This is a genomic window from Stenotrophomonas sp. GD04024, from assembly GCF_029837545.1.
Taxonomy (GTDB): Bacteria; Pseudomonadota; Gammaproteobacteria; order Xanthomonadales; family Xanthomonadaceae; genus Stenotrophomonas; species Stenotrophomonas forensis.
On the sequence record NZ_JAOEDV010000016.1, the window covers coordinates 23,619 to 46,141 of the forward strand.

22 protein-coding genes, 4 tRNA genes and 1 pseudogene are annotated in these 22,523 nt (G+C 66.6%); 13 read left to right on the forward strand and 14 right to left on the reverse strand.

What is annotated here, in order from left to right; all coding sequences use genetic code 11:
• Positions 1 to 18: 18 nt before the first annotated feature.
• The 8 genes and pseudogenes from N7590_RS07610 to pcnB all read right to left on the reverse strand — a co-directional run bounded on the left by N7590_RS07610 (position 19) and on the right by pcnB (position 6,606).
• Positions 19 to 225, reverse strand: a complete 207-nt coding sequence (locus N7590_RS07610) for a DUF6229 family protein (protein ID WP_049423517.1) — start codon at positions 223 to 225, stop codon at positions 19 to 21.
• A 281-nt stretch (positions 226 to 506) separates the two neighbouring features.
• Complete coding sequence (gene pgi, locus N7590_RS07615; protein ID WP_279935292.1) at positions 507 to 2,021, reverse strand: glucose-6-phosphate isomerase; 1,515 nt, start codon at positions 2,019 to 2,021, stop codon at positions 507 to 509.
• Entirely contained in the window at positions 2,018 to 2,398 is a 381-nt protein-coding gene (gene panD / locus N7590_RS07620) for an aspartate 1-decarboxylase (RefSeq protein ID WP_008268179.1), read from the reverse strand. The genes pgi and panD overlap by 4 nt, the downstream gene beginning before the upstream one ends.
• A gap of 87 nt (positions 2,399 to 2,485) precedes the next feature.
• Positions 2,486 to 2,985: pseudogene (locus N7590_RS07625) on the reverse strand (hypothetical protein).
• 66 nt (positions 2,986 to 3,051) lie between these two features.
• Positions 3,052 to 3,891, reverse strand: a complete 840-nt coding sequence (gene panC / locus N7590_RS07630; RefSeq protein WP_164241887.1) for a pantoate--beta-alanine ligase — start codon at positions 3,889 to 3,891, stop codon at positions 3,052 to 3,054.
• Positions 3,888 to 4,703 (reverse strand): 3-methyl-2-oxobutanoate hydroxymethyltransferase, encoded by an 816-nt coding sequence (gene panB / locus N7590_RS07635; protein WP_004153072.1) that lies wholly within the window; start codon positions 4,701 to 4,703, stop codon positions 3,888 to 3,890. Before panB ends, panC begins: the two co-directional genes overlap by 4 nt.
• A 34-nt stretch (positions 4,704 to 4,737) precedes the next feature.
• Positions 4,738 to 5,223 (reverse strand): 2-amino-4-hydroxy-6-hydroxymethyldihydropteridine diphosphokinase, encoded by a 486-nt coding sequence (gene folK, locus N7590_RS07640; protein WP_279935294.1) that lies wholly within the window; start codon positions 5,221 to 5,223, stop codon positions 4,738 to 4,740.
• Between the two features lie 3 nt (positions 5,224 to 5,226).
• Complete coding sequence (gene pcnB / locus N7590_RS07645; RefSeq protein WP_053511257.1) at positions 5,227 to 6,606, reverse strand: polynucleotide adenylyltransferase PcnB; 1,380 nt, start codon at positions 6,604 to 6,606, stop codon at positions 5,227 to 5,229.
• Between the two features lie 52 nt (positions 6,607 to 6,658).
• On the opposite strand from pcnB, the gene N7590_RS07650 reads away from it, so the two are divergent.
• Positions 6,659 to 6,733: transfer RNA gene (locus N7590_RS07650), tRNA-Glu, on the forward strand.
• 526 nt (positions 6,734 to 7,259) lie between these two features.
• Here the strand turns inward: N7590_RS07650 and N7590_RS07655 are convergent.
• Positions 7,260 to 8,684: a sugar porter family MFS transporter gene (locus N7590_RS07655; RefSeq protein WP_164241889.1), complete on the reverse strand. Its 1,425-nt coding sequence runs from the start codon at positions 8,682 to 8,684 to the stop codon at positions 7,260 to 7,262.
• Between the two features lie 191 nt (positions 8,685 to 8,875).
• Between N7590_RS07655 and fdxA the strand changes: the two genes are divergently transcribed.
• Positions 8,876 to 9,199, forward strand: a complete 324-nt coding sequence (gene fdxA, locus N7590_RS07660; RefSeq protein ID WP_005409054.1) for a ferredoxin FdxA — start codon at positions 8,876 to 8,878, stop codon at positions 9,197 to 9,199.
• A gap of 174 nt (positions 9,200 to 9,373) precedes the next feature.
• On the opposite strand, the gene N7590_RS07665 is transcribed toward fdxA, so the two are convergent.
• Positions 9,374 to 9,889, reverse strand: a complete 516-nt coding sequence (locus N7590_RS07665) for a hypothetical protein (RefSeq protein ID WP_006432432.1) — start codon at positions 9,887 to 9,889, stop codon at positions 9,374 to 9,376.
• A gap of 32 nt (positions 9,890 to 9,921) precedes the next feature.
• Positions 9,922 to 10,815 (reverse strand): 4-hydroxy-tetrahydrodipicolinate synthase, encoded by an 894-nt coding sequence (dapA, locus tag N7590_RS07670; RefSeq protein WP_133934368.1) that lies wholly within the window; start codon positions 10,813 to 10,815, stop codon positions 9,922 to 9,924.
• 164 nt (positions 10,816 to 10,979) lie between these two features.
• On the opposite strand from dapA, the gene N7590_RS07675 reads away from it, so the two are divergent.
• The 10 genes from N7590_RS07675 (at position 10,980) to N7590_RS07720 (ending at position 16,899) form a co-directional block, all read left to right on the forward strand.
• Positions 10,980 to 11,540, forward strand: coding sequence for a glycine cleavage system protein R (locus N7590_RS07675; RefSeq protein WP_005409051.1), 561 nt, complete (start codon positions 10,980 to 10,982; stop codon positions 11,538 to 11,540).
• A 91-nt stretch (positions 11,541 to 11,631) separates the two neighbouring features.
• Positions 11,632 to 12,111, forward strand: a complete 480-nt coding sequence (locus N7590_RS07680; RefSeq protein ID WP_164241890.1) for a peroxiredoxin — start codon at positions 11,632 to 11,634, stop codon at positions 12,109 to 12,111.
• 84 nt (positions 12,112 to 12,195) lie between these two features.
• Positions 12,196 to 13,596, forward strand: coding sequence for a PhoH family protein (locus N7590_RS07685; protein WP_164241891.1), 1,401 nt, complete (start codon positions 12,196 to 12,198; stop codon positions 13,594 to 13,596).
• Complete coding sequence (locus N7590_RS07690; RefSeq protein WP_164241892.1) at positions 13,593 to 14,099, forward strand: hypothetical protein; 507 nt, start codon at positions 13,593 to 13,595, stop codon at positions 14,097 to 14,099. Before N7590_RS07685 ends, N7590_RS07690 begins: the two co-directional genes overlap by 4 nt.
• Before the next feature lie 12 nt (positions 14,100 to 14,111).
• Positions 14,112 to 14,780: a YoaK family protein gene (locus N7590_RS07695; protein ID WP_164241893.1), complete on the forward strand. Its 669-nt coding sequence runs from the start codon at positions 14,112 to 14,114 to the stop codon at positions 14,778 to 14,780.
• A 64-nt stretch (positions 14,781 to 14,844) separates the two neighbouring features.
• The gene (gene thiD / locus N7590_RS07700) at positions 14,845 to 15,654 is read left to right on the forward strand and encodes a bifunctional hydroxymethylpyrimidine kinase/phosphomethylpyrimidine kinase (protein WP_008264936.1); all 810 of its coding nucleotides are present in this window, start codon (positions 14,845 to 14,847) and stop codon (positions 15,652 to 15,654) included.
• Entirely contained in the window at positions 15,651 to 16,577 is a 927-nt protein-coding gene (locus tag N7590_RS07705; protein ID WP_164241894.1) for an alpha/beta fold hydrolase, read from the forward strand. The genes thiD and N7590_RS07705 overlap by 4 nt, the downstream gene beginning before the upstream one ends.
• Positions 16,568 to 16,644: transfer RNA gene (locus N7590_RS07710), tRNA-Arg, on the forward strand. The genes N7590_RS07705 and N7590_RS07710 overlap by 10 nt, the downstream gene beginning before the upstream one ends.
• Positions 16,645 to 16,713: 69 nt before the next feature.
• Positions 16,714 to 16,790 (forward strand) — tRNA-Arg (locus N7590_RS07715).
• Between the two features lie 32 nt (positions 16,791 to 16,822).
• Positions 16,823 to 16,899, forward strand: a tRNA-Arg gene (locus N7590_RS07720).
• A gap of 635 nt (positions 16,900 to 17,534) precedes the next feature.
• Here the strand turns inward: N7590_RS07720 and N7590_RS07725 are convergent.
• Positions 17,535 to 18,455, reverse strand: coding sequence for a LysR family transcriptional regulator (locus tag N7590_RS07725; RefSeq protein ID WP_053449370.1), 921 nt, complete (start codon positions 18,453 to 18,455; stop codon positions 17,535 to 17,537).
• Between the two features lie 140 nt (positions 18,456 to 18,595).
• On the opposite strand from N7590_RS07725, the gene N7590_RS07730 reads away from it, so the two are divergent.
• Positions 18,596 to 19,297: a pirin family protein gene (locus tag N7590_RS07730; protein WP_049457850.1), complete on the forward strand. Its 702-nt coding sequence runs from the start codon at positions 18,596 to 18,598 to the stop codon at positions 19,295 to 19,297.
• A 54-nt stretch (positions 19,298 to 19,351) separates the two neighbouring features.
• On the opposite strand, the gene N7590_RS07735 is transcribed toward N7590_RS07730, so the two are convergent.
• Positions 19,352 to 21,556 carry a TonB-dependent siderophore receptor gene (locus N7590_RS07735; protein ID WP_164242199.1) on the reverse strand — a complete coding sequence of 735 codons (2,205 nt, stop codon included), beginning with the start codon at positions 21,554 to 21,556 and terminating at the stop codon, positions 19,352 to 19,354.
• A gap of 145 nt (positions 21,557 to 21,701) precedes the next feature.
• Positions 21,702 to 22,397 carry an alpha/beta hydrolase gene (locus tag N7590_RS07740; RefSeq protein ID WP_053510112.1) on the reverse strand — a complete coding sequence of 232 codons (696 nt, stop codon included), beginning with the start codon at positions 22,395 to 22,397 and terminating at the stop codon, positions 21,702 to 21,704.
• Between the last annotated feature and the right edge of the window lie 126 nt (positions 22,398 to 22,523).

The following is a 22,523-nucleotide window of genomic DNA, read 5'->3' on the forward strand; positions in this document are numbered from 1 at the left end:
GTACCGGCTCGGGCTACATCAACAGCACAGGCAGTGATTGACCACCGACATCGTGGTGGTGCACTCGGTACCACCACCGGTGATCAGGGTGTCGGAGGCCGACGTGAGCGCGGACTCGGTGGCCGCAGCGCCATAGATGAACAGCGAACCGGCGGGGTTGGCGCACCCATCCACATCGTCCGAGCCGTTGAGCCAGCCGGACACAACATCGTCATTCAGATCCATTCGCAATCTCCTGTCATTCACAACATGAGGCGTTGAGAACGTGGATCGATTCCACGTTCCTTCGGATACGGCCAGTCCCTGGCATCAACTTCATGCTGCGAGCGATACTGGATGACAGGTACTGCCGCCCGTGCACACTGCATCGGCATTCGATGCGGCGTCAAGCTGCGCTGCGGCAGGCACGCGGATGCACGGCACGCGCAACACGGAAGGGCGCGTGCATGGCCGGGATGTGAGATGCGGGGATGGCCGGCCGGTGGCCGGCACCTCCAGGGACAGGCTCAGCGCTTCAGCTGCGCAAGAATCTCGCGGGTCATCGGATCGGCGATCGCCACGTCCTCACCCTGCAACGCCGGCAGCAGGCCACTGGCCAGCTGCTTGCCCAGCTCGACACCGAACTGGTCGAAGGCATTGATGTTCCAGATCACCGATTGCACGTACACGGCGTGCTCGTACATCGAGATCAGCGCGCCCAATGCCTGCGGGGTGAGTGCATCAAGCAGGATCAGCGTGCTCGGGCGGCCGCCCGGATAATCGCGGTGCGGATCGTCGCTGCTCTGGCCATTGGCCAGCGCCTCGGTCTGTGCCAGCAGGTTGGCCAGCAGGGCCTGATGATTGATCGTGTAGGGATCATCGTTGTGCACGCAGCCGATGAAATCGGCCGGCACGATGCTGGTGCCCTGGTGCAGCGCCTGGAAGAAGCTGTGCTGCGCATCGGTGCCCGCCCCGCCCCACCACACCGGCACGGTGTCGGTGGTGACCGGCTGGCCATCACGCTGCACGCGCTTGCCCAGGCTCTCCATCACCAGCTGCTGCAGGTAGGCCGGCAGCAGCGCCAGGCGCTGGTCGTAGGTCATCACCGCATGCGTGGCACAGCCCAGCAGGTTGCGGTTCCAGATGTCGGTCAGGCCGTGCAGCACCGGCAGGTTGCGCTCCAGCGGTGCGTCCAGCGCATGCGCATCCATCTGCGCCGCGCCTTCCAGCAGCTGCTCGAAACGCTCGAAGCCGATCGCCAGCGCGATCGGGAAACCGACCGCCGACCACAGCGAATAACGGCCCCCCACCCAGTCCCACATCGGCAGCACGCGCTCGGCGGCAATCGCGAAGGCCTTGGCGGCGCGCTCCGGATTGGCGCTGACCGCGTACAGGCGCTCGCTGCCACCGAGCCAGTCGTGCAGGATCTGGCCGTTGAGCAGGGTTTCCTGGGTACCGAAGGTTTTGGAGATCAGGATGCCGGCGGTCTTTGCCGGATCCAGCGTGGCCAGCGTGCGCTGCATGGCGGCGCCGTCCACGTTCGACACGAAATGCACGCGCAGGCGCGCGCCGCTGACCGGGCGCAGCGCATCGGCCACCAGGCGCGGGCCGAGATCGGAACCGCCGATGCCGACGCTGACCACGTCGGTCACGCCGCTGTCTTCCAGCGCGCGCACCAGCACGCCCATGCGCTGGCGGATTCCGCGCGCAGTGGCATAGGCCTCGGCCGCCACCGGCGCATCGACCACATCGCCACGCAGTGCGGTATGCAGCGCAGCGCGGCCTTCGGTCAGGTTGACCTGTTCGCCGCGGAACAGGCGATTGATGGCCCCGCCGACATCACGCTCGGCGGCCAGTGCCAGCAACGCCTGCAGCGCCGCGGCATCGTACTTCTGCCGGGCAAAGTTGACGTACAACGGACCGACCCGCAGCGCCAGGTCCTGGACGCGGCCGGGTTCGGCGGCGAGCAGGCTGGGAATGCTTGCGCCCTTCAGGCGCTGGGCGTGGGAATGCAGCGAGTCGAATCCGTTGTTCGTTGTCATGCGGCCTGGGTCGGGATCGTGTCGTTGGTGTGGGTGATCTGGTTGCTGCCATCAACGTACACCAGCTTCGGCTTGAAGCTGTCGGCTTCCTGCTCGGTCATGCTGGCGAACGCGGCGATGATGATGATGTCACCGACCTGCACGTGGCGCGCGGCGCCACCGTTGAGCGAGACAACGCCGCTGCCTGCTTCGGCGCGGATGGCATAGGTCGAGAAGCGCGCACCGTTGGTCACGTCCCAGATGTGCACCTGCTCGAACTCGCGGATGCCGGTGGCAGCCAGCAGGTTGTCGTCGATGGCGATCGAGCCTTCGTAGTTCAGCTCGGAATGGGTGACGGTGGCGCGGTGGATCTTGGTCTTGAGCAGGGACAGGTGCATGGGGGCGCTGCGACGGCAAAGGAAAGAGCGGATTCTAGCACCCGCTTGGGCGTGGTCAGGGGCCTGCCGCAGGACGCTGAAGGCCGTTCAGGCGTCCTCGCCCGGCGGGGCTGCCGGGATCGCGCACTGGCGGTGCCGCCCGTGGACAGGCGGAACACGGTGTGGAAGACCAGCCCGGCGACCCCGCCGAAGCCCTCTGCAGCCAGCACCAGCAGGCCATAGCCAACCACATCGAAGGTGTCGACGTAACACAGGCGCTGCAGCAGCGGACCGCTGTCCTCACCCGGCCAGGTACAGATGGCCATGACCAGCGCCGCCAGCCCGAAGCCGACCCACACGAAGCGGCCCCGGCGCAGGCGATGCTGAGACTGCTGGAACAGCGCCATCGGCAGCAGCACGGCAATGGCACCGCAGGCGGCCAGCACGAACATCAGTCCGCCGCCGTTGAGCGCCGGTAGCGGTGTGCGCCTGAATTCGAGTGCGAACAACAGGCCGCCCACCAGCTGGGCCGGCAGCATGCCGGCAGCCAGCACCGCCAGGATCGAGGCCTGGGCAAGGCGGCCGGTGTCAGTGGCAGGGGTCTTCATGTCCTGTCTCCCATCCGTGGGAAGGTGGGAGGCGCCCGTTGCGGGCGCCCCGGAGCCGCATGCGGCTCAGAATTCCAGGTTGTCGATCAGCCGGGTACTGCCCAGGCGCGCGGCAATCAGCGCCACGCGGCCACCGCCGTCGAAAGTCGGCTCGGCCAGCTCCGGGGTGCGCAGCACCGCGTAGTCGACCTGGAAACCGGCCGCCTGCAGCGCGGCCGTCGCATCGGCCTCGATCTGCGTGCGCGACTGGCCAGCCACATAGCCTTCGCGCATGCCCAGCAGGGTGCGGTGAAGGGCAATCGCGACCGGACGCTGTTCGGCGCTCAGGTACTGGTTGCGCGAACTCTTGGCCAGGCCATCCTCGTCGCGCACGATCTCCGCACCGACGATCTGGATCGGGAACGACAACTCGGCCACCATCTGCCTGATCACGGCCAGCTGCTGGTAGTCCTTGCGGCCGAACACCGCCACATCCGGCTGCACCTGCAGGAACAGGCGCGCCACCACCGTGCACACGCCGTCGAAGTGGCCCGGGCGGCTGGCGCCCTCCAGCACTTCGCTCACGCCCGGGGCGTGCATCTGCGTGGTCTTGTCCACGCCCAGCGGGTACATCGCCTCCACGCTGGGCAGCCACACGGCATCGCAGCCGACCTGCTCCAGCCCGGCCACATCGGCCTCGGGCGTACGCGGGTAGCGACTGAAGTCTTCATTGGGTCCGAACTGGGTCGGGTTGACGAAGATGCTCGCCACCACCTTGTCGGCGTACTGGCGCGCCAGGGTCACCAGCGAATGATGGCCGCCATGCAGGTTGCCCATGGTCGGCACCAATGCCACGCGCAGGCCTTCGCGCTTCCACTGGCCGATCTGCTCGCGCAGTGCGCCGAGCTCGTTGAAGGTCTGGATCATTGGGCGTAGGCGTGCTGTTCGTCAGGGAAGCTGCCGTCGCGCACGGCGTCGGCATAGGCGCGGGTGGCACCGGCCACCGAACCGCCTTCGGCAAGGAAATCCTTGACGAACTTCGGGCGGCGATGACCGCTGTCCAGGCCGAGGAAATCATGCAGCACCAGCACCTGGCCATCGCACTGCGGGCCGGCGCCGATGCCGATGGTCGGCACGTCCACCGCCGCCGTGACTTCGGCAGCGACCGGGGTCGGCACGCATTCGAGCACCATGATGCTGGCACCTGCGGCGGCCACGGCCCTGGCATCTTCCACCAGCTGGCGCGCGGCATCGCCACGGCCCTGGATCTTGAAGCCACCCAGGCGCAGCACCGACTGCGGGGTCAGGCCCAGATGCGCGCAGACCGGGATCTCGCGCTCGACCAGATAGCGGATGATGTCGACCTTGAAGCCGGCACCTTCGATCTTGACCATCTCGGCACCGGCCTGCAGCAGCTGCAGCGAGGCATCCAGCGCGCGTTCGGGCGTAGCGTCGGCGCCAAACGGCAGGTCGGCCACCAGCAGCGCACGCTGCAGTACGCGGGCCACGGCGCGGGTGTGGTAGACCATGTCGGCCACGGTCACCGGCAGGGTCGAATCATGGCCCTGCACGACCATCCCCAGCGAATCGCCGATCAGGATCAGGTCAACGCCGTTTGCGTCAAAAGTGCGGGCAAAGCCGGCGTCGTAGGCGGTCAACATGACCAGCTTCTGGCCATTGCGCTTGGCCTCGGCCAGGGCGGGAACGGTCCAGGGCTTGCTGTCTGCGTGGGTGCTCATGTGCTGATAACCGGGGGAGATAACCCGGGCATTATCACTCTATCGGCGCGATCCCGCAGGCATCCACCCGCATCACTGCATCCCGCACGCGTCCATGGCCGGGAATGGCCAGATCCGGTGCGATTTCGGCCAGTGGCACCAATACGAAGGCACGCTCGTGCAGGTACGGGTGCGGCACCTGCAGCCCGGGCTGGTCGAGTTCCTGCGCGCCGTACAGCAGCAGGTCCAGGTCCAGCGCGCGCGGGCCCCAGTGCACCGCCGGATCACGGACGCGGCCGAAGCGCTGCTCCAGTGCCAGCATCGCCTGCAGCAGCTCATCGGCTGGCAGCGCGGTATCGACCGCGGCCACCGCATTGACGAACGGCGGCTGGTCCTGGTTGCCCCAGGCCGGCGTGGCATACAGGCGCGAGGCCTGCTGCAGGCGGGTCCCGGGCAGCCCGTCCAGCGCGGCAATTGCCGTGCCGACGGTCTCAGCCGCGTCGCCGAGGTTGGCGCCGAGGCCGATCCAGGCAAGGGTCATCGCTTACTCGCCCGCCGCACCGGCCGGGGCACCCGGGCGACGACGACGGCGGCGACGCTTGCGCGGTGCTCCGCTTTCGTCATCTCCCTCTTCGCTGTGCATCGCATCCAACGACGACTCCAGTTCGCGCCCGGACTGCGCCTGCGCCTCGCGCCAGAACTCGACATCGGCGGCGTGCTCGGCCGAAGCCACCTGGCGCAGGCTGAGGAAATCGAACGCAGCACGGAAGCGCGGATGGGTCAGGGTGCGGAACACGCGCTTGCGCTGGCGCGAGCCGAAACGCGACTGCAGCAGCCAGATCTCCTGCATCGGCAGCGAGAAGCGGCGCGGCAGCGCGATGGTGCTCAGCTGCTGCACGGTCACACGGTCGGCGGCACGCCGCTGTGCCTCTTCCGGTGCCACGCCCTGCTTGAGCAGGGTCGCCTGCGCGCGGCAGTAGGCCGGCCACAGCAGCAGCGCGAACAGGAACGCCGGCGAGACCGGCTCGTCATTGGCAACGCGCGCATCGGTGTTGGCCAGGCCCTCGACCAGCATGCGGCGCAGCGCGCCGGTGCGGTTGGACTTGAGCGCCTTGGCACTTTCCGGGAACAGCACATCCAGCAGGCCGTAGCGCTCCAGGCCTTCGAAGCTGGCCACGCCATGCCCGGACAGGAACAGCTTGAGCACTTCCTCGAACAGGCGCGCCGGCGCGGCTTCGTTGAGCAGGCCAGCCAGATGCGGAATCGGCGCGGCGGTGCCCTCTTCGATCTGGAAACCGAGCTTGGCCGCCAGGCGCACCGCGCGCAGCATGCGTACCGGGTCCTCGCGGTAGCGCTGCTCGGGGTCGCCGATCAGTTTCATCAAGCGCGCCTGCACGTCTTCAAAGCCGCCGGTGTAGTCACGCACCGAGAAGTCCTCGATGGCGTAATACAGGGCGTTGCAGGTGAAGTCGCGGCGGACGGCGTCGTCTTCGATGGTGCCGTACACGTTGTCGCGCACGAGCATGCCGTTTTCCATCTCGCGGTCGCCGCTGCCGTCATCGCTGTTGGCACGGAAGGTGGCGACTTCGATGATCTCGCGGCCGAATACCACGTGGGCCAGGCGGAAGCGGCGGCCGATCAGGCGGCAGTTGCGGAACAGCTGCTTGACCTGTTCGGGCGTGGCGTCGGTGGCCACGTCGAAATCCTTGGGTTGGCCATTGACCAGCAGGTCACGCACCGCGCCGCCGACAAGATAGGCGCCGAAGCCGGCATCGCGCAGGCGATAAAGCACGCGCAGGGCGTTCGGGCTGATGTCCTTGCGGGAGATCGTGTGCTGGTCGCGCGGGATGACGCGCAGGCTGAACGGTGATGTAGCAGAGGAAATGATGTTGGCGCTTCCGGTTGAAGTTTCGGGATTGCCCAATGGCATCGAGGTGCATATACTAGCGCTCCTGCCTCGGCAGCGACACAGTTACGCTCCCTTCGTCTAGTGGTTAGGACGTGGCCCTCTCAAGGCTAAAACAGGGGTTCGAGTCCCCTAGGGAGCGCCAGTCGCCGCAGCAGGAACCGAAAAAGCCCGCCTCGTGCGGGCTTTTCTGTTTTCCGGGATTGCCGATGGTTGTGGTCGGGTTGGTCGCGTTGGCGCCTCCCTGTTCCTGCGCGGGAGGGGGCGGGCCACCCTTTTCTGGACACGCAAAAGCCCATCCATGGTGCTCGATGGCGCCTTGCTCGAGTGCGCCATCCTGCGCACTCGGCAAGACCGGGGCTGGGCGTCCTGCCCAGCCCGTCCGGCGCATGCGCCGAACCCATGGCGCCAACGGTCCTGCCCTGGGTGACCCCACCGACTCTGGACGGTTTCCCGCGAACTGCGGCAACAACCGACCAGCGCTTCGCCCCATCCGCACGCACCATGAAACTGTCAGGAGGGGGCAGGCCGCCCTCTCCAGGACCGTTGGCGCCATGGATGGCGCCATCGAGCACCATGGATGGGCTCTTGCGTGTCCTGGAGAGGGCGGCCTGCCCCCTCACACTCTGGACAAGCAGGCGCCAACGGAACGCAACCGAAGCCAGTCGCCGTCAGCCTTCCATCTGCTCCAGTTCCTTGCCCTTGGTCTCGCGAACATGGCGGACGACGAAGAAGATCGAGAGGATCGCTGCGACCGTATAGATGCCGTAGGCCCCGGCCAGGCCGATACCGGCCAGCAGCATCGGGAAGGTCACGGTGATCGCGAAGTTCGAGGTCCACTGCGCCGCGCCGGCCACCGCCAGTGCCGGGCCGCGGATCTGGTTCGGGAACATCTCGCCCAGCATCACCCACATCACCGGGCCCCAGGACATGTTGAAGAACACCACGTAGACGTTGGCCGCGACCAACGCGAGCCGGCCCATGCCATCGGACAGCTGCAGGCGGCCCTCGGCCAGGCTGCCACTGGCAAAGGCCACCACCATCAGCACCAGCGCCACCGACATACCGACTGAACCGACCCACAGCAGCGGCTTGCGGCCGATGCGGTCGATCAGCAGCACGGTCAGCAGGCAGGCCCCGATGCTCAGTGCACCCGACAGCACGTTGATCAGCAGCGCATCGCTTTCCGAGAAACCGACCGCCTGCCACAGCACTGCCCCGTAGTAGAACACCACGTTGATGCCGACCAGCTGCTGGAACATGGCCAGACCGATGCCGACCCAGAGGATCGGGCGCAGCCGGCCGGTGGCCCTGTCGAGCAGATCACTGAAACGCGGCTTGTGCTGATCCTGCGCCAGGCTGGCTTCGATCTCGGCCTGCTTGGCCGCCGCCGCGCCGTCGCCGTACAGCCGCGACAGCACCGCCCTCGCCTGCGCCTGCCGCCCCTTCAGCACCAGGAAGCGCGGGCTTTCCGGAATCACCAGCAACAGCAGCAGGAACAGCGCCGACGGCAACGCCTGCATCCAGAACATCCAGCGCCAGGCTTCGTGGCCCAGCCACAGCGGCTCGGTTGACGCTCCCGCTGCGCGGGCCAGCAGGTAGTTGCTGAGAAAGGCCGCGAACAGACCACAGATGATGGCCATCTGCTGCACCGTGGCCAGGCGACCGCGATAGCGCGCCGAGGCCACTTCGGCGATGTAGGCTGGTGACATCACGCTGGCCGCGCCTACGGCGAAGCCGCCGAGCACGCGCGCGGCGATGAACAGCCAGGAGGCATGGGCGGCGCCGGCGCCCAGCGCCGAGACCAGGAACATCAATGCCGAGACGATCAGTACGCCGCGGCGCCCCAGGCGATCCCCCAGCCAGCCGGCCAGGAAGGCGCCGATCGCGCAGCCCAGCAGCATCGAAGCAACTTCGAAACCCAGTGCCGCTTCGCTGGAGTTGAAGGCCTGGCGCAGGCCATCGACCGTGCCATTGATGACACCACTGTCGAAACCGAACAGGAATCCACCGAGGGTGGCCACGCAACTGATCAGGACGATGAACGCGGTGTTCTCACCGCCGTGCGGGGCGGTGCCGGTCTGGGTTTGGGACATGGACGATCCTGCTGGAAAGGGAATTCGGCCACCCCTGCGGCCGATGGCCCGCAGCGTCGCACAGGCCTGGCCGTGCCGCCAATGGGCGCAGTGGTCGCGCCTGCCAGACGCCCGTTTTCCGCCCCGCGCCGACACCGGGGGCCAACCTGTTCTAGAATTGTCAGGTTCAGGAATCGATCCACCCCCAGCCCATGCCCTTTGTCGTCACCGAAAACTGCATCAAGTGCAAACACACCGATTGCGTGGAAGTGTGCCCCGTGGATTGCTTCCACGAAGGCCCGAACTTCCTGGTGATCGACCCGGATGAGTGCATCGACTGCACCCTCTGCGAGCCGGAGTGCCCGGTCAACGCGATCTTCCCGGAGGACGATGTCCCCGCCGGGCAGGAAGGCTTCGTCGCCCTCAATGCCGAACTGGCAAAGGAGTGGCCGGTGCTGACCGTGCGCAAGGACCCGCCCGCCGACGCCGGCGAATGGGACGGCAAGCCGGACAAGCTGAAGCTGCTGGAGCGCTGAGAAGCGCCCGCTGCGGCAACGAAAAAGGGCGCCACGGGCGCCCTTTTTCGTTCTCGGCAGGTGCCAACCGCGTGATCCGGTAGGTGCCAACCTTGGTTGGCACAGAAGCGCCGACCAAGGTCGGCCTCTACCCGGGCACGTGCGGACCTGGGCCCACACCCACCCGACCGGCTCTTACTGGGCCAGCTTCGCCTTCAGTGCGGCAATCAGCTTGACCGGCGCTTCGGCAGTGGCCGGCAGGCCACGCGGGTCGACCGCGGAGATGTAGGCGCCAGCATCGACCGCAACCACGCGGACCAGGAAGTTGCTGCCTTCGTAGGCCACGTCGTACGAGCCCAGCAGCTGCGCGCGGCTGGCGATGGTCACGCCTTCCACGCCTTCCAGCGCGGTGCCGACCTTGGCGAAAGCCTCGTCCTTGCCGCCGGCGATGGTGAAACCGGTGTTGCCCACGGCCGGGGCCGCAGCCACCGGCGCCGCCGGCTTGGTCGCCGAAGCCAGCGTCGGCACCTTGTTGTCGGAGGTGGCGTTGGGCAGGTTCAGGTCCGGCGGCACTTCCAGCGGACGCATTTCCGGGGCCAGGGCGTAGTCGCCCTTGACGCCACGCTTGAAGCAACCGGTGGTGCCGGCCGCGACAGCTACAGCAAGCAGGGCGTAGGACAGCACGCGGACGGTGGAAACGGATTGACGCATGTGAATCTCCTGGGTCAGACCAAGACGGAAGGTCAGTGGCTGGAAAGGGCTTCGAGGGCGGCGATGTCGCCGGCAAGATGGTCGGCAGCCGCATGATGCGCCGCCGACAGCGGCAGCAGCGGCAGGCGCAGGTCGTGGCCGATGCCGATGCGGCGCAGCAGCGCCTTGACCGGAATCGGGTTCGGCTCGACACCGCAGAAGTCGTGGAATGGCTGCAGGCGCGCATCCCACGACCCGGTGGCTTCGTGGTCATGGGCGGCGGCCAGCTCGCACATGCGGCGATAGGCGCCGGGCAGCACGTTGGAACCGACCGAAACCAGGCCGTCGATACCGGCCTGGATCGATCGTGCGGCCGTGCCGTCATCGCCACTGAGCACCGCGAACTGCGGGCTGCGCAGCGCCAGCAGCGCCTGCACCCGGCCGGTGTCGCCCACCGCTTCCTTGATGCCGACGATATTGGGATGGCCGGCCAGTTCGGCCACGGTCTCCGGCTGCATGTCGCAACCGGTGCGGCCGGGCACGTTGTACAGCACGACCGGCAGCCCGCCCTGGTCGGCAACCGCGCGGTAGTGCGCGATCAGGCCGGCCTGGGTCGGCCGCACGTACGGCGGGGTCACCACCAGCGCATGGCTGGCACCCAGCGCGGCGGCGCGGCGGGTCTGTTCGATGGTTTTGGCCGTACCCGACAGGCCGGTACCGGCCATGACCGGGATGCGGCCGCCGATGCGCTCGACCGCGCTGGCCAGCAGCAGGTCGTACTCGGCATCGGTGAGGGTCGCCGCTTCGCCGGTCGAGCCGGCTACGACAACGCCATGGACGCCACCTTCCAGTTGCAGATGCAGCAGGCGCTGCCAACCGTCGGGATCGAGGGCGCCGTCGGCCCGGAACGGGGTCGCCAGCGCGGTGATGAGGCCGGAAAGGGACAAGGACGTGCTGCTCTTGGCTGGGAAGGGAAAACGCCCGCCACGAAAGGCCGGGGGCGACCTGAATGTTACTTGCGGCGCGAAAGCACGGGCAAGTATGCTGGACACCGGTGGATCCCCGCCTCTGGCGGGCATTCAGACTAACGCATGCATTACCCGGAATCGCCTTGACCGACACCACCCCGCGCCCTGCGCCGAGCGAAAACCACCTCCTGATCAACGCCTATACGACGCATCCGGAGTCTCCCCTGCTGTCCGTCACCCGCCGCATCGCCGACAGCGGCTGCAATCTGGTGGACGCGCGCCTGGCCACGGTCGGCCGCGATGTCTCGGTCACCGCCCTGGCCACCGGCTCCTGGGACTCGGTGGCCAAGCTGGAAGCGATGCTGACCCGGCTGGAGCGCGAGGAAGGCCTGAAGCTGGTCTGGTACCGCACCGCTGCCAAGCAGGCGCAGTCCAACCTGCTGCCGTACATCGTCGAAGTGATCGCCGCCGACAAGCCGGGCATCCTGTTCCAGCTGGCCGATTTCTTCGACCGCCAGGGCATCACCATCGAGAACCTGCAGAGCACGCGCTACCGCGCCATGCAGACCGGTGCGGAAATGTTCAGCGCGCAGGTCACCATCGGCGTGCCGGCCAACATGCACATCGCCGCGCTGCGCGACGATTTCCTTGAATTCTGCGACCACCTGAACCTGGACGCGATCATGGACCCGATGAAGTTCTGAATGAATTCCTGATTTTTCGCGCGTCCCTCACGGGCGCGTGGCGTTTCATGCAATTGTCGTAGAAAGAACCCAGGCTCGACAGAAGGACCTCATGAACAACGGCGACACCCTGGACAGCACCACCCTCTCCCTGCCGCTGGCCCTGTCCGGTGGCGACCAGGCCACTCTCGGCGATTACGCCGGCCACTGGCTGGTGCTGTACTTCTATCCCAAGGACAGCACCCCCGGCTGCACCACCGAAGGCATCGACTTCAACGCGCTGCTGCCGAAGTTCCGCAAGGCCGGTGCGGTCGTGCTCGGTGTCTCCCGCGATTCGGTGAAGTCGCACGACAACTTCTGCGCCAAGCAGGGCTTCAACTTCCCGCTGGTCAGTGATGGCGACGAAGCACTATGCAGCGCCTTCGACGTGATCAAGATGAAGAACATGTACGGCAAGCAGGTATGTGGCATCGAACGCAGCACCTTCCTGATTTCCCCCGACAGCCGCATCGTGCAGTCCTGGCGCAAGGTCAAGGTTGCCGGCCATGCCGATGCCGTTCTCGCCGAACTGAAGGCCTCCCAGTCCAAGTGAGTCCCACTGCCTACTGTGTCTGCCATCACCCTGCCCTGCGGCAGGCCGTGATGGTTTTTCCCTGTCCGTAACCAGGAATCGACGATGACCCGAGGCAAGCGCATCTACGTGCTGGATACCAACGTGCTGATGCACGATCCCACCGCGCTGTTCAAATTCGAGGAGCACGACGTTTACCTGCCCATGCAGGTGATCGAGGAGCTGGACAACGGCAAGAAGGGCACATCCGAAGCGAGCCGCAATGCCCGCCAGGTGAGCCGCTTCCTCAACGAGCTGGTGCAGGCGTCCGGCCTGGACAACCTGGCCGACGGCATTCCGCTGCAGCGCCCCAATGGGCTGCAGCTGCGCGGCAAGCAGAGCGCCGGCAAGCTGCGCTTCCAGACCAGCCATTTCGACGCCGGGAAGAGCTTCGGCCAGGTGATCCCGGACAACGCCATTCTCGGCGCGATCCTGGCCCTGAAGGAAGAAACCCCGGACCTGCCGGTGGTGTTCGTTTCCAAGGACATCAACCTGCGGATCAAGGCGGCGATCGCCGGCATCGTGTCCGAGGACTACGAGAACGATCGCGCGCTGGACGATTTCAGCCTGCTCTACACCGGCGCCACCGAGCTGCCGGAAGACTTCTGGAAGCGCCACGGCGAAGACCTGCGCAGCTGGAGCGACAAGGGCCGTACCCATTACGAAATCCAGGCACTGGACGGCGAAGAGTGGTATCCGAACCAGTACATCTACCTGCCCGGCGAAGATGAAGTCGAGCTGCGCGTCAGCCGCGTGGTCGGCGACGGCAAGGTGGTGCTGTCGCTGGTCGACGATTTCCGCCATGGCAGCCATGCCGTGTGGGGCATCAGCGCACGCAACCGCGAGCAGAACTTCGCGCTCAACGCGCTGATGGATCCGGAGATCGACTTCGTCACCCTGCTCGGCACCGCCGGCACCGGCAAGACCCTGCTGGCACTGGCTGCAGGCCTGGCGCAGACGATGGACCAGCAGCGCTACCGCGAGATCATCATGACCCGCGCCACGGTCAGCGTCGGCGAGGACATCGGTTTCCTGCCCGGCACCGAGGAAGAGAAGATGACGCCGTGGATGGGCGCGCTGACCGACAACCTGGAAGTGCTGACGCACAACCAGGAAGGCGGCACTTGGGGCCGCCAGGCGACCAACGACCTGCTCGCCAGCCGCATCAAGATCCGCTCGATGAACTTCATGCGCGGCCGCACCTTCCTGTCGCGCTACCTGATCCTGGACGAGGCGCAGAACCTCACCCCGAAGCAGATGAAGACCTTGATCACCCGTGCCGGCCCCGGCACCAAGATCGTCTGCCTGGGCAACGTCGAGCAGATCGACACCCCGTACCTGACCGAGACCACCTCGGGCCTGACCTACGCGGTGGATCGCTTCAAGAACTGGCCGCACAGCGCGCACATCACCCTGCGCCGTGGCGAGCGTTCGCGCCTGGCCGACTACGCTTCGGAGGTATTGTGAGCCGCTGCACCCGACTGCTGCTGCCCACGGCTGCGATCGCCCTCGCAGCCGCGCTGGGTGCCTGCACCACCACGCGCGGCCCGGCCAGCGTGCCGACCGCCGAGCGTACCGGACAGTCCTGGGTGGTCACCCGCCCGATCATCGCCGCGCAGGTGCTCGACACCTGCTCGCGACCCAGCCCCGGCCGCGAGGCCGGGCGGGTCAGCGGCTACTGGGCGCCCAGCCGGCAACAGGTCGACCAGCTGGAAGCGAAGCTGTCCTCGCTGGAGGCGCAGGTGCCGAAGGTGCTGGACTTCGATCGCCAGTACGTCGGCATCGAAAGTGCCGGCAAGCGGCTGATCTACATCAACGCCTTCCACCTGCCCGCCGACAGCGGCGTCAATCCGGCCCGTGAAGCGATCCGCGTCTGCGATGGCGGTGCACAGTTCTGGGGCGCCGTGTTCGACCCGGCCAGCAACACCTTCAGCGAGCTGCAGTTCAACGGCGGCTTCGGCGGGCCCTGAGGGGCCCTGCCGATGGGAATACGCCTGCCCACCTGGGTCTGGATCGGTGCGGTTGCGCTCTCGTGCGTGGCCGGCATGGTCAACGTGGTCGGTTTTCTGGGTTTCGAGCACCAGGCGGTCAGCCACATGACCGGCAGCACCAGCCAGCTGGGCATGGCGCTGGCCCAGGGCGACTGGCGTGCGGTCGGGCATCTGTGGGGCCTGCTGATCGCCTTCTCGCTGGGCGCGATGCTCAGCGGCCTGTTGATCCAGGACAGCGCCCTGCAGCTGGGGCGTCATTACGGCGTTGCGCTGGCGCTGGAATCGGCGCTGCTGCTGGTGGCCATTCCGCTGTTCGAACAGCACCAGATCTGGGGCGCACTGGCCGCCGCCATGGCCTGCGGCCTGCAGAATGCGATGGCCACCACCTTCAGCGGCGCAGTGGTGCGCACCACCCACCTCAGCGGCATGTTCACCGACCTCGGCATCGGCCTGGGGCACCTGCTGCGTGGGCTGCCGCTGCAGGTTCGCCGACTGACCCTCAGCGGGCTGATCATCAGCGGCTTCCTCGCCGGTGGCATCCTCGGCGCCTGGTTGTTCGTGCGCTGGCAATACGATGCCCTGCTCGCCCCCGCCCTGCTGACCGGCCTGACCGGGCTGGGCTATGTGCTGTACCAGCAGTGGGCGCGCTGGCGGCATTGAGTCAAGGACATCCACGCATGGCGCGGAGCTACCTTCCCCAGCGGGACCACGGCACAATCGCTGGATGAGCCCGACCACTCCCGTATCCGCCCTCACCATCGCCGGCTCCGACTCCGGCGGTGGTGCTGGAATCCAGGCCGACCTGAAGGCGTTCGCCGCACATCGCGTGCATGGCCTGTCGGCGATCGCCGCGCTGACCGCACAGAACACCCGCGGCGTGACCGCCGTGCACGTGCCGCCGGTCGACTTCCTGCGTGCGCAGCTGGAGGCCTGTTTCGATGATTTCGATATCCACGCGGTGAAGCTCGGCATGCTGGCCAACGCCGAGGTGATCAACGTCGTTGCCGACACACTGCAGCGCCATCGCCCACCGCACGTGGTGCTGGACCCGGTGATGGTCGCCACCAGTGGCGCACGCCTGCTGGAAGACAGCGCCCTGCAGGCGATGCGTGAGCGCCTGATTCCCCTTGCCACGCTGATCACCCCGAACACACCGGAAGCAGAACTGCTGGTCGGGCGGAACATCGGCAACGGTAACGATGCCGAGCAGGCCGCCTCCGCCCTGCTCGACCTCGGTGCCGGTGCCGTTCTGCTCAAGGGTGGCCATCTGCATGAGGGCAACCGCGTGATCGACCGCTACTTCGACGGCGTCAGCAGCGAAGAATTCATCCACGCCCGCCTGCCGCTGGATGCGCACGGCACCGGCTGCACGCTGGCCTCTGCCATTGCCGCGCAGCTGTGCAACGGCCTGAGCCTGGCCAATGCCTGCGAGGCCGGCATCGACTATGTCGCGCGCGGGCTGCAGAGGGGCTACGCCCCCGGCCGCAGCGAGGTGCTGGTGCTCGATCACTTCGGCGCGGCACCGCACGCATGAGCCTGACGCCGGACACGCTTGCCGTGCAGTGCGAGGATGGCCATCGCTACGAGGTGATGGCCTGCGTGCCTGCGCAGCCCATCGCGCGCCTGCTGTGGCTGCCGGCGCTGGGCGTGGCCGCGCGCCACTACCTGCCGCTGGCACAGGCACTGGCCGCCAGGGGGGTGGTGGTCTACCTGCATGAGTGGCGCGGCAACGGCAGCAGTTCGCTGCGCCCGTCACGCACGCAGGACTGGGGCTATCGCGAGTTACTCGAACAGGATCTGCCGGCCAGCCAGGCCGTGCTGGCCGCCGCAGATGATGAAACTGGCCCGCTGCCCTGGATCATCGGTGGCCACAGCCTGGGCGGACAGCTGGCCTGCGTGCATGCCGGCCGCGCTCCGCAACACTTCAACCGGCTATGGCTGGCGGCCAGTGGCTCGCCGTTCTGGCGCGGCTTCCCCCCACCGCGCGGCTGGCTGCTGCCGTTGGTCTACCGCTTCCTGCCATGGATCGCGCAGCGCCAGGGCGTGCTGCATGGCCGTCGCCTCGGCTTCGGTGGCACCGAGGCACGCGGACTGATCGCCGACTGGGCGCGCGTCGGCCTGAACAACCACTACGCCGCCTTCGGCATGAGCGAAGACCTCGATGCGCAGATGGCGCGGGTGCACGGCAGTGCGCAGGCGGTGCTGATGGAACACGACTGGCTGGCGCCGGCCGGCTCGATGCGCACGCTGCTGGCGAAGCTGCCGAATGTGGACGCGCAGCTGCGCGTGCTGTCCGCGCAGGAACTGGGCACGCGTGCCGATCATTTCGCCTGGCTGAAAGCTCCGGACGCCGTGGCTGACTGCTTTTTCATTCAGTTGGGTGAAAATTTTCACAAAACTGTTGACGGTGCGCGCCGACATCCGCATAATTCCGCTCCTGTCGCAGGGCGCCCGTAGCTCAGTTGGATAGAGTACCTGGCTACGAACCAGGCGGTCGGGAGTTCGAATCTCTCCGGGCGCACCACTCGACAGGTTTCCAGCATCCGCCGCTGGAAATGCAGTAAAATTTGGAAGTAAGTTGATTGTGTACCGCGCGCCCGTAGCTCAGTTGGATAGAGTACCTGGCTACGAACCAGGCGGTCGGGAGTTCGAATCTCTCCGGGCGCACCATACACAGTCAGCACAACAAGTTTATGTAATTGGCGCCCGTAGCTCAGTTGGATAGAGTACCTGGCTACGAACCAGGCGGTCGGGAGTTCGAATCTCTCCGGGCGCACCATTACACCGAAACAGCAGGCCTCGGCCTGCTGTTTTTTTATGTGTGTTTTTCGGCAGGGCTGCGCCCTGCACCTGCAGATGCTTCAAGCCAAGGCAAGCCAAGCCAAGGCAACGGCAACGGCAACGGCAACAGCAACAGCAAAAGCTGGCATTCCGCGGGTTGGCGGGGCGGTGTCGGAGTGCGGGGACGCCGTGAACCCATCCCTGGGGGCTTGGCTGCGGCATCCATGCCGCGGACACCCCGCACTCCGACACCGCCCCACCTCTGACAGATTCCCGCGATCTGATGGATCCACGCCATGCGTGGATGAATCTCCATCGAATTCGAATATTTCGACAATTGATCGAACAGCATCCACGCATGGCGTGGATCTACCGTGTCGACCAAGGTCGACACCCACCAACCGCACCAGCACCGACAGATCGCCGGAAACTGTCGAAGGCGGGGTGGGTCCGGTTGCGGGAGTGTCCGCGGCATGGATGCCGCGGCCAAGCCCCCACGGACGGGTTTACGGCGTCTCCCGCAACCGGACCCACCCCGCCATCCATCAGGAAACCTGCTTTTGCTTTTGCTGTTGAGGTTGCCGGCCAGCGGCCGGCACTACCAGGGGTGCAGGGCGCAGCCCTGCCAAACCCCTACCCCCTGGCCATGGCCTGCCACCACTGCGACAGCAGCTCCGGCCTGCGCAGGCGCTCGCGCCACCAGCGCAGTGCCGCGCCATCCTCACCCGTGCGCCAGGCCAGCCAGAAGGTCTCTTCCGGCTTGTGTTCCTCCACCTCGCGGATCACCAGCTGCCCGCGTGCCACGGCAGCGCGCGCGCACGGCTCGGGCAGGAAACCGAAGCCCACGCCTTCGCATTGCAGCTTCAGCTTGCTGGCCATGTCCGGCACCGTCAGCATCTCCTGCCCCATCAACAGGCCGACCGTGCGCGGCAGCAGCCGCCGCGCCGAATCGGAAACGGCGATCGCGCAATGCTCGACCAGTTGCTCGCGACCCAGCACGCCCTCCACCGCGGCCAAGGGATGGTTGGGCGCAACCGCGAACACGAACTCCACCGTGCCCAGCGGCTCGACCACATACCCACCGCCACTGGGGCCCTCGCCCGGTGCGCCCACCAGCAGGTCGGCACGTCTGTCGAGCAGCGCTTCCCAGGTGCCGGACAGTGCCTCGCCGATCAGCCGCAGCCGGGTCGGCGCCTCGGCCTCACGGAATGCAGCGATGTCAGGGCCCAGCAGCCAGGTCGGGAACACCGAATCCACCGCCAGGGTCAGCTCGGTCTCCCAGCCCGATGCCACCCGGCGCACCCGCAGCTCCAGCTCCCGGGCCGCGCGCAGCAGGTGCCGGCCCTCGTCCAGCAGGGCGCGGCCGGCCTCGGTCGGCTCGGCGCGCGGCCCGACCCGGTCGAACAGCTGCACGCCCAGGTCTTCCTCCAGCTTGGCCACGGTGTAGGAAATGGTCGAGGGCACCTTGTGCAGGGCCTTGCCGGCACCGGCAAACGAGCCGCGGCGGTCGATGGCATCCAGGATCTGCAGGGCATCGAGGCTGAGCTTGAGCATTCGAATTTTTCGATGATGGCTGTCAAAACTATCCGTTTTTCAAACCCCGGGCGCAAGCGGATACTTCTCTCCAACGGGGAAACACGGCGGCTACCGCCCCACCCCGCCCCATCGAAACCATCGAACAAGGAGATTCCATCATGCTGCAGATCCGCAAGAGCGCTACCCGTGGCCTGGCCGAGCATGGCTGGCTGTCCTCGCGCCATACCTTCTCCTTCGCCAACTACTACGACCCCCGCTACGTCAGCTTCGGCCCGCTGCGGGTGATCAACGAAGACAAGGTGATTGGCGGCCAGGGCTTCGGCACCCACAGCCACAGCAACATGGAGATCGTTTCCTACGTGCTGGGCGGCGCGCTGGAGCACAAGGACTCGATGGGCACCGGCTCGGTGCTGCGCTACGGCGACGTGCAGCGCATGAGCGCCGGCAGCGGTGTCAGCCACAGCGAGTTCAACCACTCGGCCGACGAGACCGTGCACTTCCTGCAGATCTGGATCTTCCCGGATGCGGAGAACATCACCCCGTCCTACGAGGAGACCCACTTCACACCGGACAGCAAGCGCGGCCAGCTGCGCCTGATCGCTTCGCCGGACGGTGCCGACGGTTCGCTGCGCATCCACCAGGATGCCCGCATCTTCGCCACCATCCTCGATGGCGGCCAGAAGCTGCACCATGCGCTCGGCAACGGTCGTGGCGCCTACGTGCAGGTGGCCCGTGGCCAGTTGCAGGTGAACGGCATCACCCTTGAAGCCGGTGACGCGCTGCAGGTCAGCGACGAAGCGCAGCTGACCCTGGAAAACGGCAACGACGCCGAAGTGCTGGTGTTCGACCTGCCGCTGTAACGGCAACGCCCGCGATGCTGGATGGCATCGCGGGCACATTGCTGTAGATCCGCGTCAGAACCTGTAGTTCAAGGTCAGCCGCACGTTGCGCGGCTCGCCCCAGGTGTAGGTGCTGTACCAGCTGAAGATGGTGTAGTAACGCTTGTCGAGCAGGTTGTTGACGTTGAGCGTGGCCGACAGGCGATCGTTGAATTCATAGCGCGCCATCGCATCGAGCAGCCAGTAAGGCTGGGTGCGATGCACCACCTTGGCCTGCGTGGCCGGATTGGTGATCTCGCCGAAGGTCGAATCCTGCCAGCGCGCACCACCGCCCAGCGTCAGTCCCTGCCAGGCACCGCGCAGGCGGTAGCTGGAGTGCAGGCTGAACTGGTTCTCCGGTTCCAGCGTGGTCACCTTGGTGCCCGCCTGGCGCGCGATCTTGTGCGAGAACCCACCCTGCACCTGCCAGCCCTCGGCCAACTGGCCCGACATTTCCAGCTCGTAGCCCTTGGTCCGCACGCCCATCAGGGCGCGATAGGCATCCTGCCCATCCGGTGTCTTGCCACCGGTGGGCTGGGCGAAGTTGTCCTGGTCAAGCTGGAACAGCGCTGCACTGGCGTTGAAGCGGCCATCGAGGAACTCGGCCTTCAGGCCCATTTCGTAGCTGCGGCCTTCCAGCGGATCCAGCGCCTTGCCCTGCTCGTCACGCTCGCCCTGCGGCTTGAAGATGGTGCTGTAGCTGGCGTACACCGAATAGTGCTCGCCGAGGTCGTAGACCACGCCGGCGTACGGCACGAACACGCCGGTCTCGCGCGTCTGCGGCGAGCGGTAGCTGGCCAGGCGGCTGCCAACGATCACCTTCAGCGGATCGGCCAGGTCAAAACGGCCGACCACGTACAGGCCGTTCTCACGGGTCACTTCGTTGTTGTCGTAGCTGCGCTGCCATTGCGGCTCGGCGATGTCGCCGTCCCAGCGGCGATAGTCCGGCACTGTATCGGGGAAACCATCCTGTGGGCCGTAGCCGGTATTGGTCCAGCGCTTGCGCGAGGCACTGCCGCCGATCACCAGCTCATGCGCGCGGCCGAACAGGCCGAAATGCCCGCTCACATAGAAGTCGGCGGCGTTGCTGACCGTCTTTCCGACGTACTTGCCGAGCCACAGGCTGACGCCTTCTCCGGTCAACGGATCGGGATTGCCCGCGGCGGCACCGGCCAGCGCAGCGTCGTAACCGTTGACCTGGTGGTTGAGCTGCAGCTTGGCCACCCAGTCGTTGGAGAACGTATGCTCCAGCGTGGCAAAACCAGTGCGCACATACTGACGCCAGCCGGCCCAGCGTGCGCCGTTGTTGAACGAGCGCGGCATGCGGTTGAAGTTGCCGGCACTGTCCAGCAGCGGAATACCGCCCCACGTCGAACCCTTCGGATCGCTGTCCATCGCATCGCCACCCACGGTCAGCAGCGTGCGCTCGCCCAAATCGGCTTCCAGCACTGCGTAGCCGACCTTGCTGGTGCGCTGGTAGTGGTCGAGGTTGGAATGCTTGTCTTCCCATGCCCCCACCGCGCGGCCGCGTACGCGGCCATCGGCAGTCAGCGGGCCACCGACATCGAGCTCGGCACGGTAGTCGTCCCAGCGGCCGACACCCAGCGAGGCGCTGCCAGCGAACTCCCTGCCCGGCTTCTTGCGCACCAGGTTGATGGTCGCGCCGGGATCGCCCATGCCGGTCAACAGGCCGGTGGCGCCCTTGAGCACTTCGATGCGGTCGTAGATGGCGGTATCGCTGAGCGTGTTGCCGGCGGAGTAGGCCGAATCGCGCGACATCGGAATACCGTCGTACTGGAAGTTCTGCACGGCGAAACCACGTGCGTAGTACTCGGTGCGCTCGCTGTCGTAGGTGACGATGCTGATGCCCGGGGTCACCCGCATCACGTCATCGATACCGTGCAGGCCAAAGTCATCCATCTCCGCACGGGTGATCACGCTGATGGTCTGCGGTGTCTGCCGTGGCGTCAGCACCAGGCGGGTGGCGGTCGCGATGGTGCCAGGTGTGTAGGCGCCGCTGCCTTCGGTGATGGTACCCAGCTGGTTGGCGATGACCTGCACGGTCTGCAAGGTCTGCGAGGCGGGCGTCTGCGTGGCCTTGTCGCCGTCATCGGTGGACTGCGCGGCGGCGATGCCACTGCTGGCCAGTGCGGCGATCAGCAGGCTCTGCGCGAGCGCCTGCGGTAGCAGGCGGGGACGCAGAAATGAGGACGGAAGACGGACAACGGGCACGTACAGCACGACAGGACCTCCACGATCGGGTGGGATCCTCTGGCGACGGCTGGAGGGAATGGGGACTCGGCCAGGTGGCCGCAGGCGCAGGAGTGTACTCCCCTGCGCCCCGGCTGTCGTGCGATGTGCTGTCGTGCGGCGCGCTGCGGCAGGCTCAGCCGCCGATGGCGGCGCAGGCCTCCAGAATTAGCGCGGTTACTTCCTTCGGCTGCGAGGCCAGCGAGGCATGGCTGGCATCCAGCTCCAGCAGTCGCTTGGGCTGCATCCTGCCAGCCATGGCCTTCTGGTTCTCCGGCGCGATCATGCGGTCATGGCGGGACAACTGGTACCAGCTGGGCCGGTGCTTCCACGCCGGGTCACTGACCGCATCGCCGAAGGTGCTGGCCAGCGGCGCCTTCTGGGTCACTGCCATCACCCGGCCTTCGTCGTCGCTCAGGTCCTGGCAGAAACTCTCATGGAACTTGTCTGCGCGCAGCCACAGGTAGCCGTCGCTGTCCGGTGCCAGATTCGGCGCCGCCTCCGGCAGATGCTGCTGGGTGATGCCGCCCGGGCTCTCGCCGGCATCCGGGGCAAAGGCCGCGATATAGACCAGCCCCTTCACGTTGGCCTCGTTGCCGGCCTGGCTGATCACTGCGCCACCATAGGAATGGCCGACCAGCAGCACCGGCCCGTCGATCTGCCGGATCATCTTCTGGGTGCGTCCTGCATCGTCGGCCAGCGAGGTGAGTGGCAGTTCCACCGCCTGCACGCGGTCATGGCCGTTGCGATGCAGTTCCAGGATCACCTTGGCCCAGTGTGCGGCCCCGCCCCAGAATCCATGGACGAGGAGGATGGTCGGTGTCGTGCTCATGAACGGATCTCCGGCAGCGGCCGGCGGAATGCCGACCGTGCAGCCACTGTCCGTGGGCGGCGTTAACCACTGGTGACGCATTCGGGTCACTGCAATCGTATGCGTCGTCCAATGTCATGCAGGGCA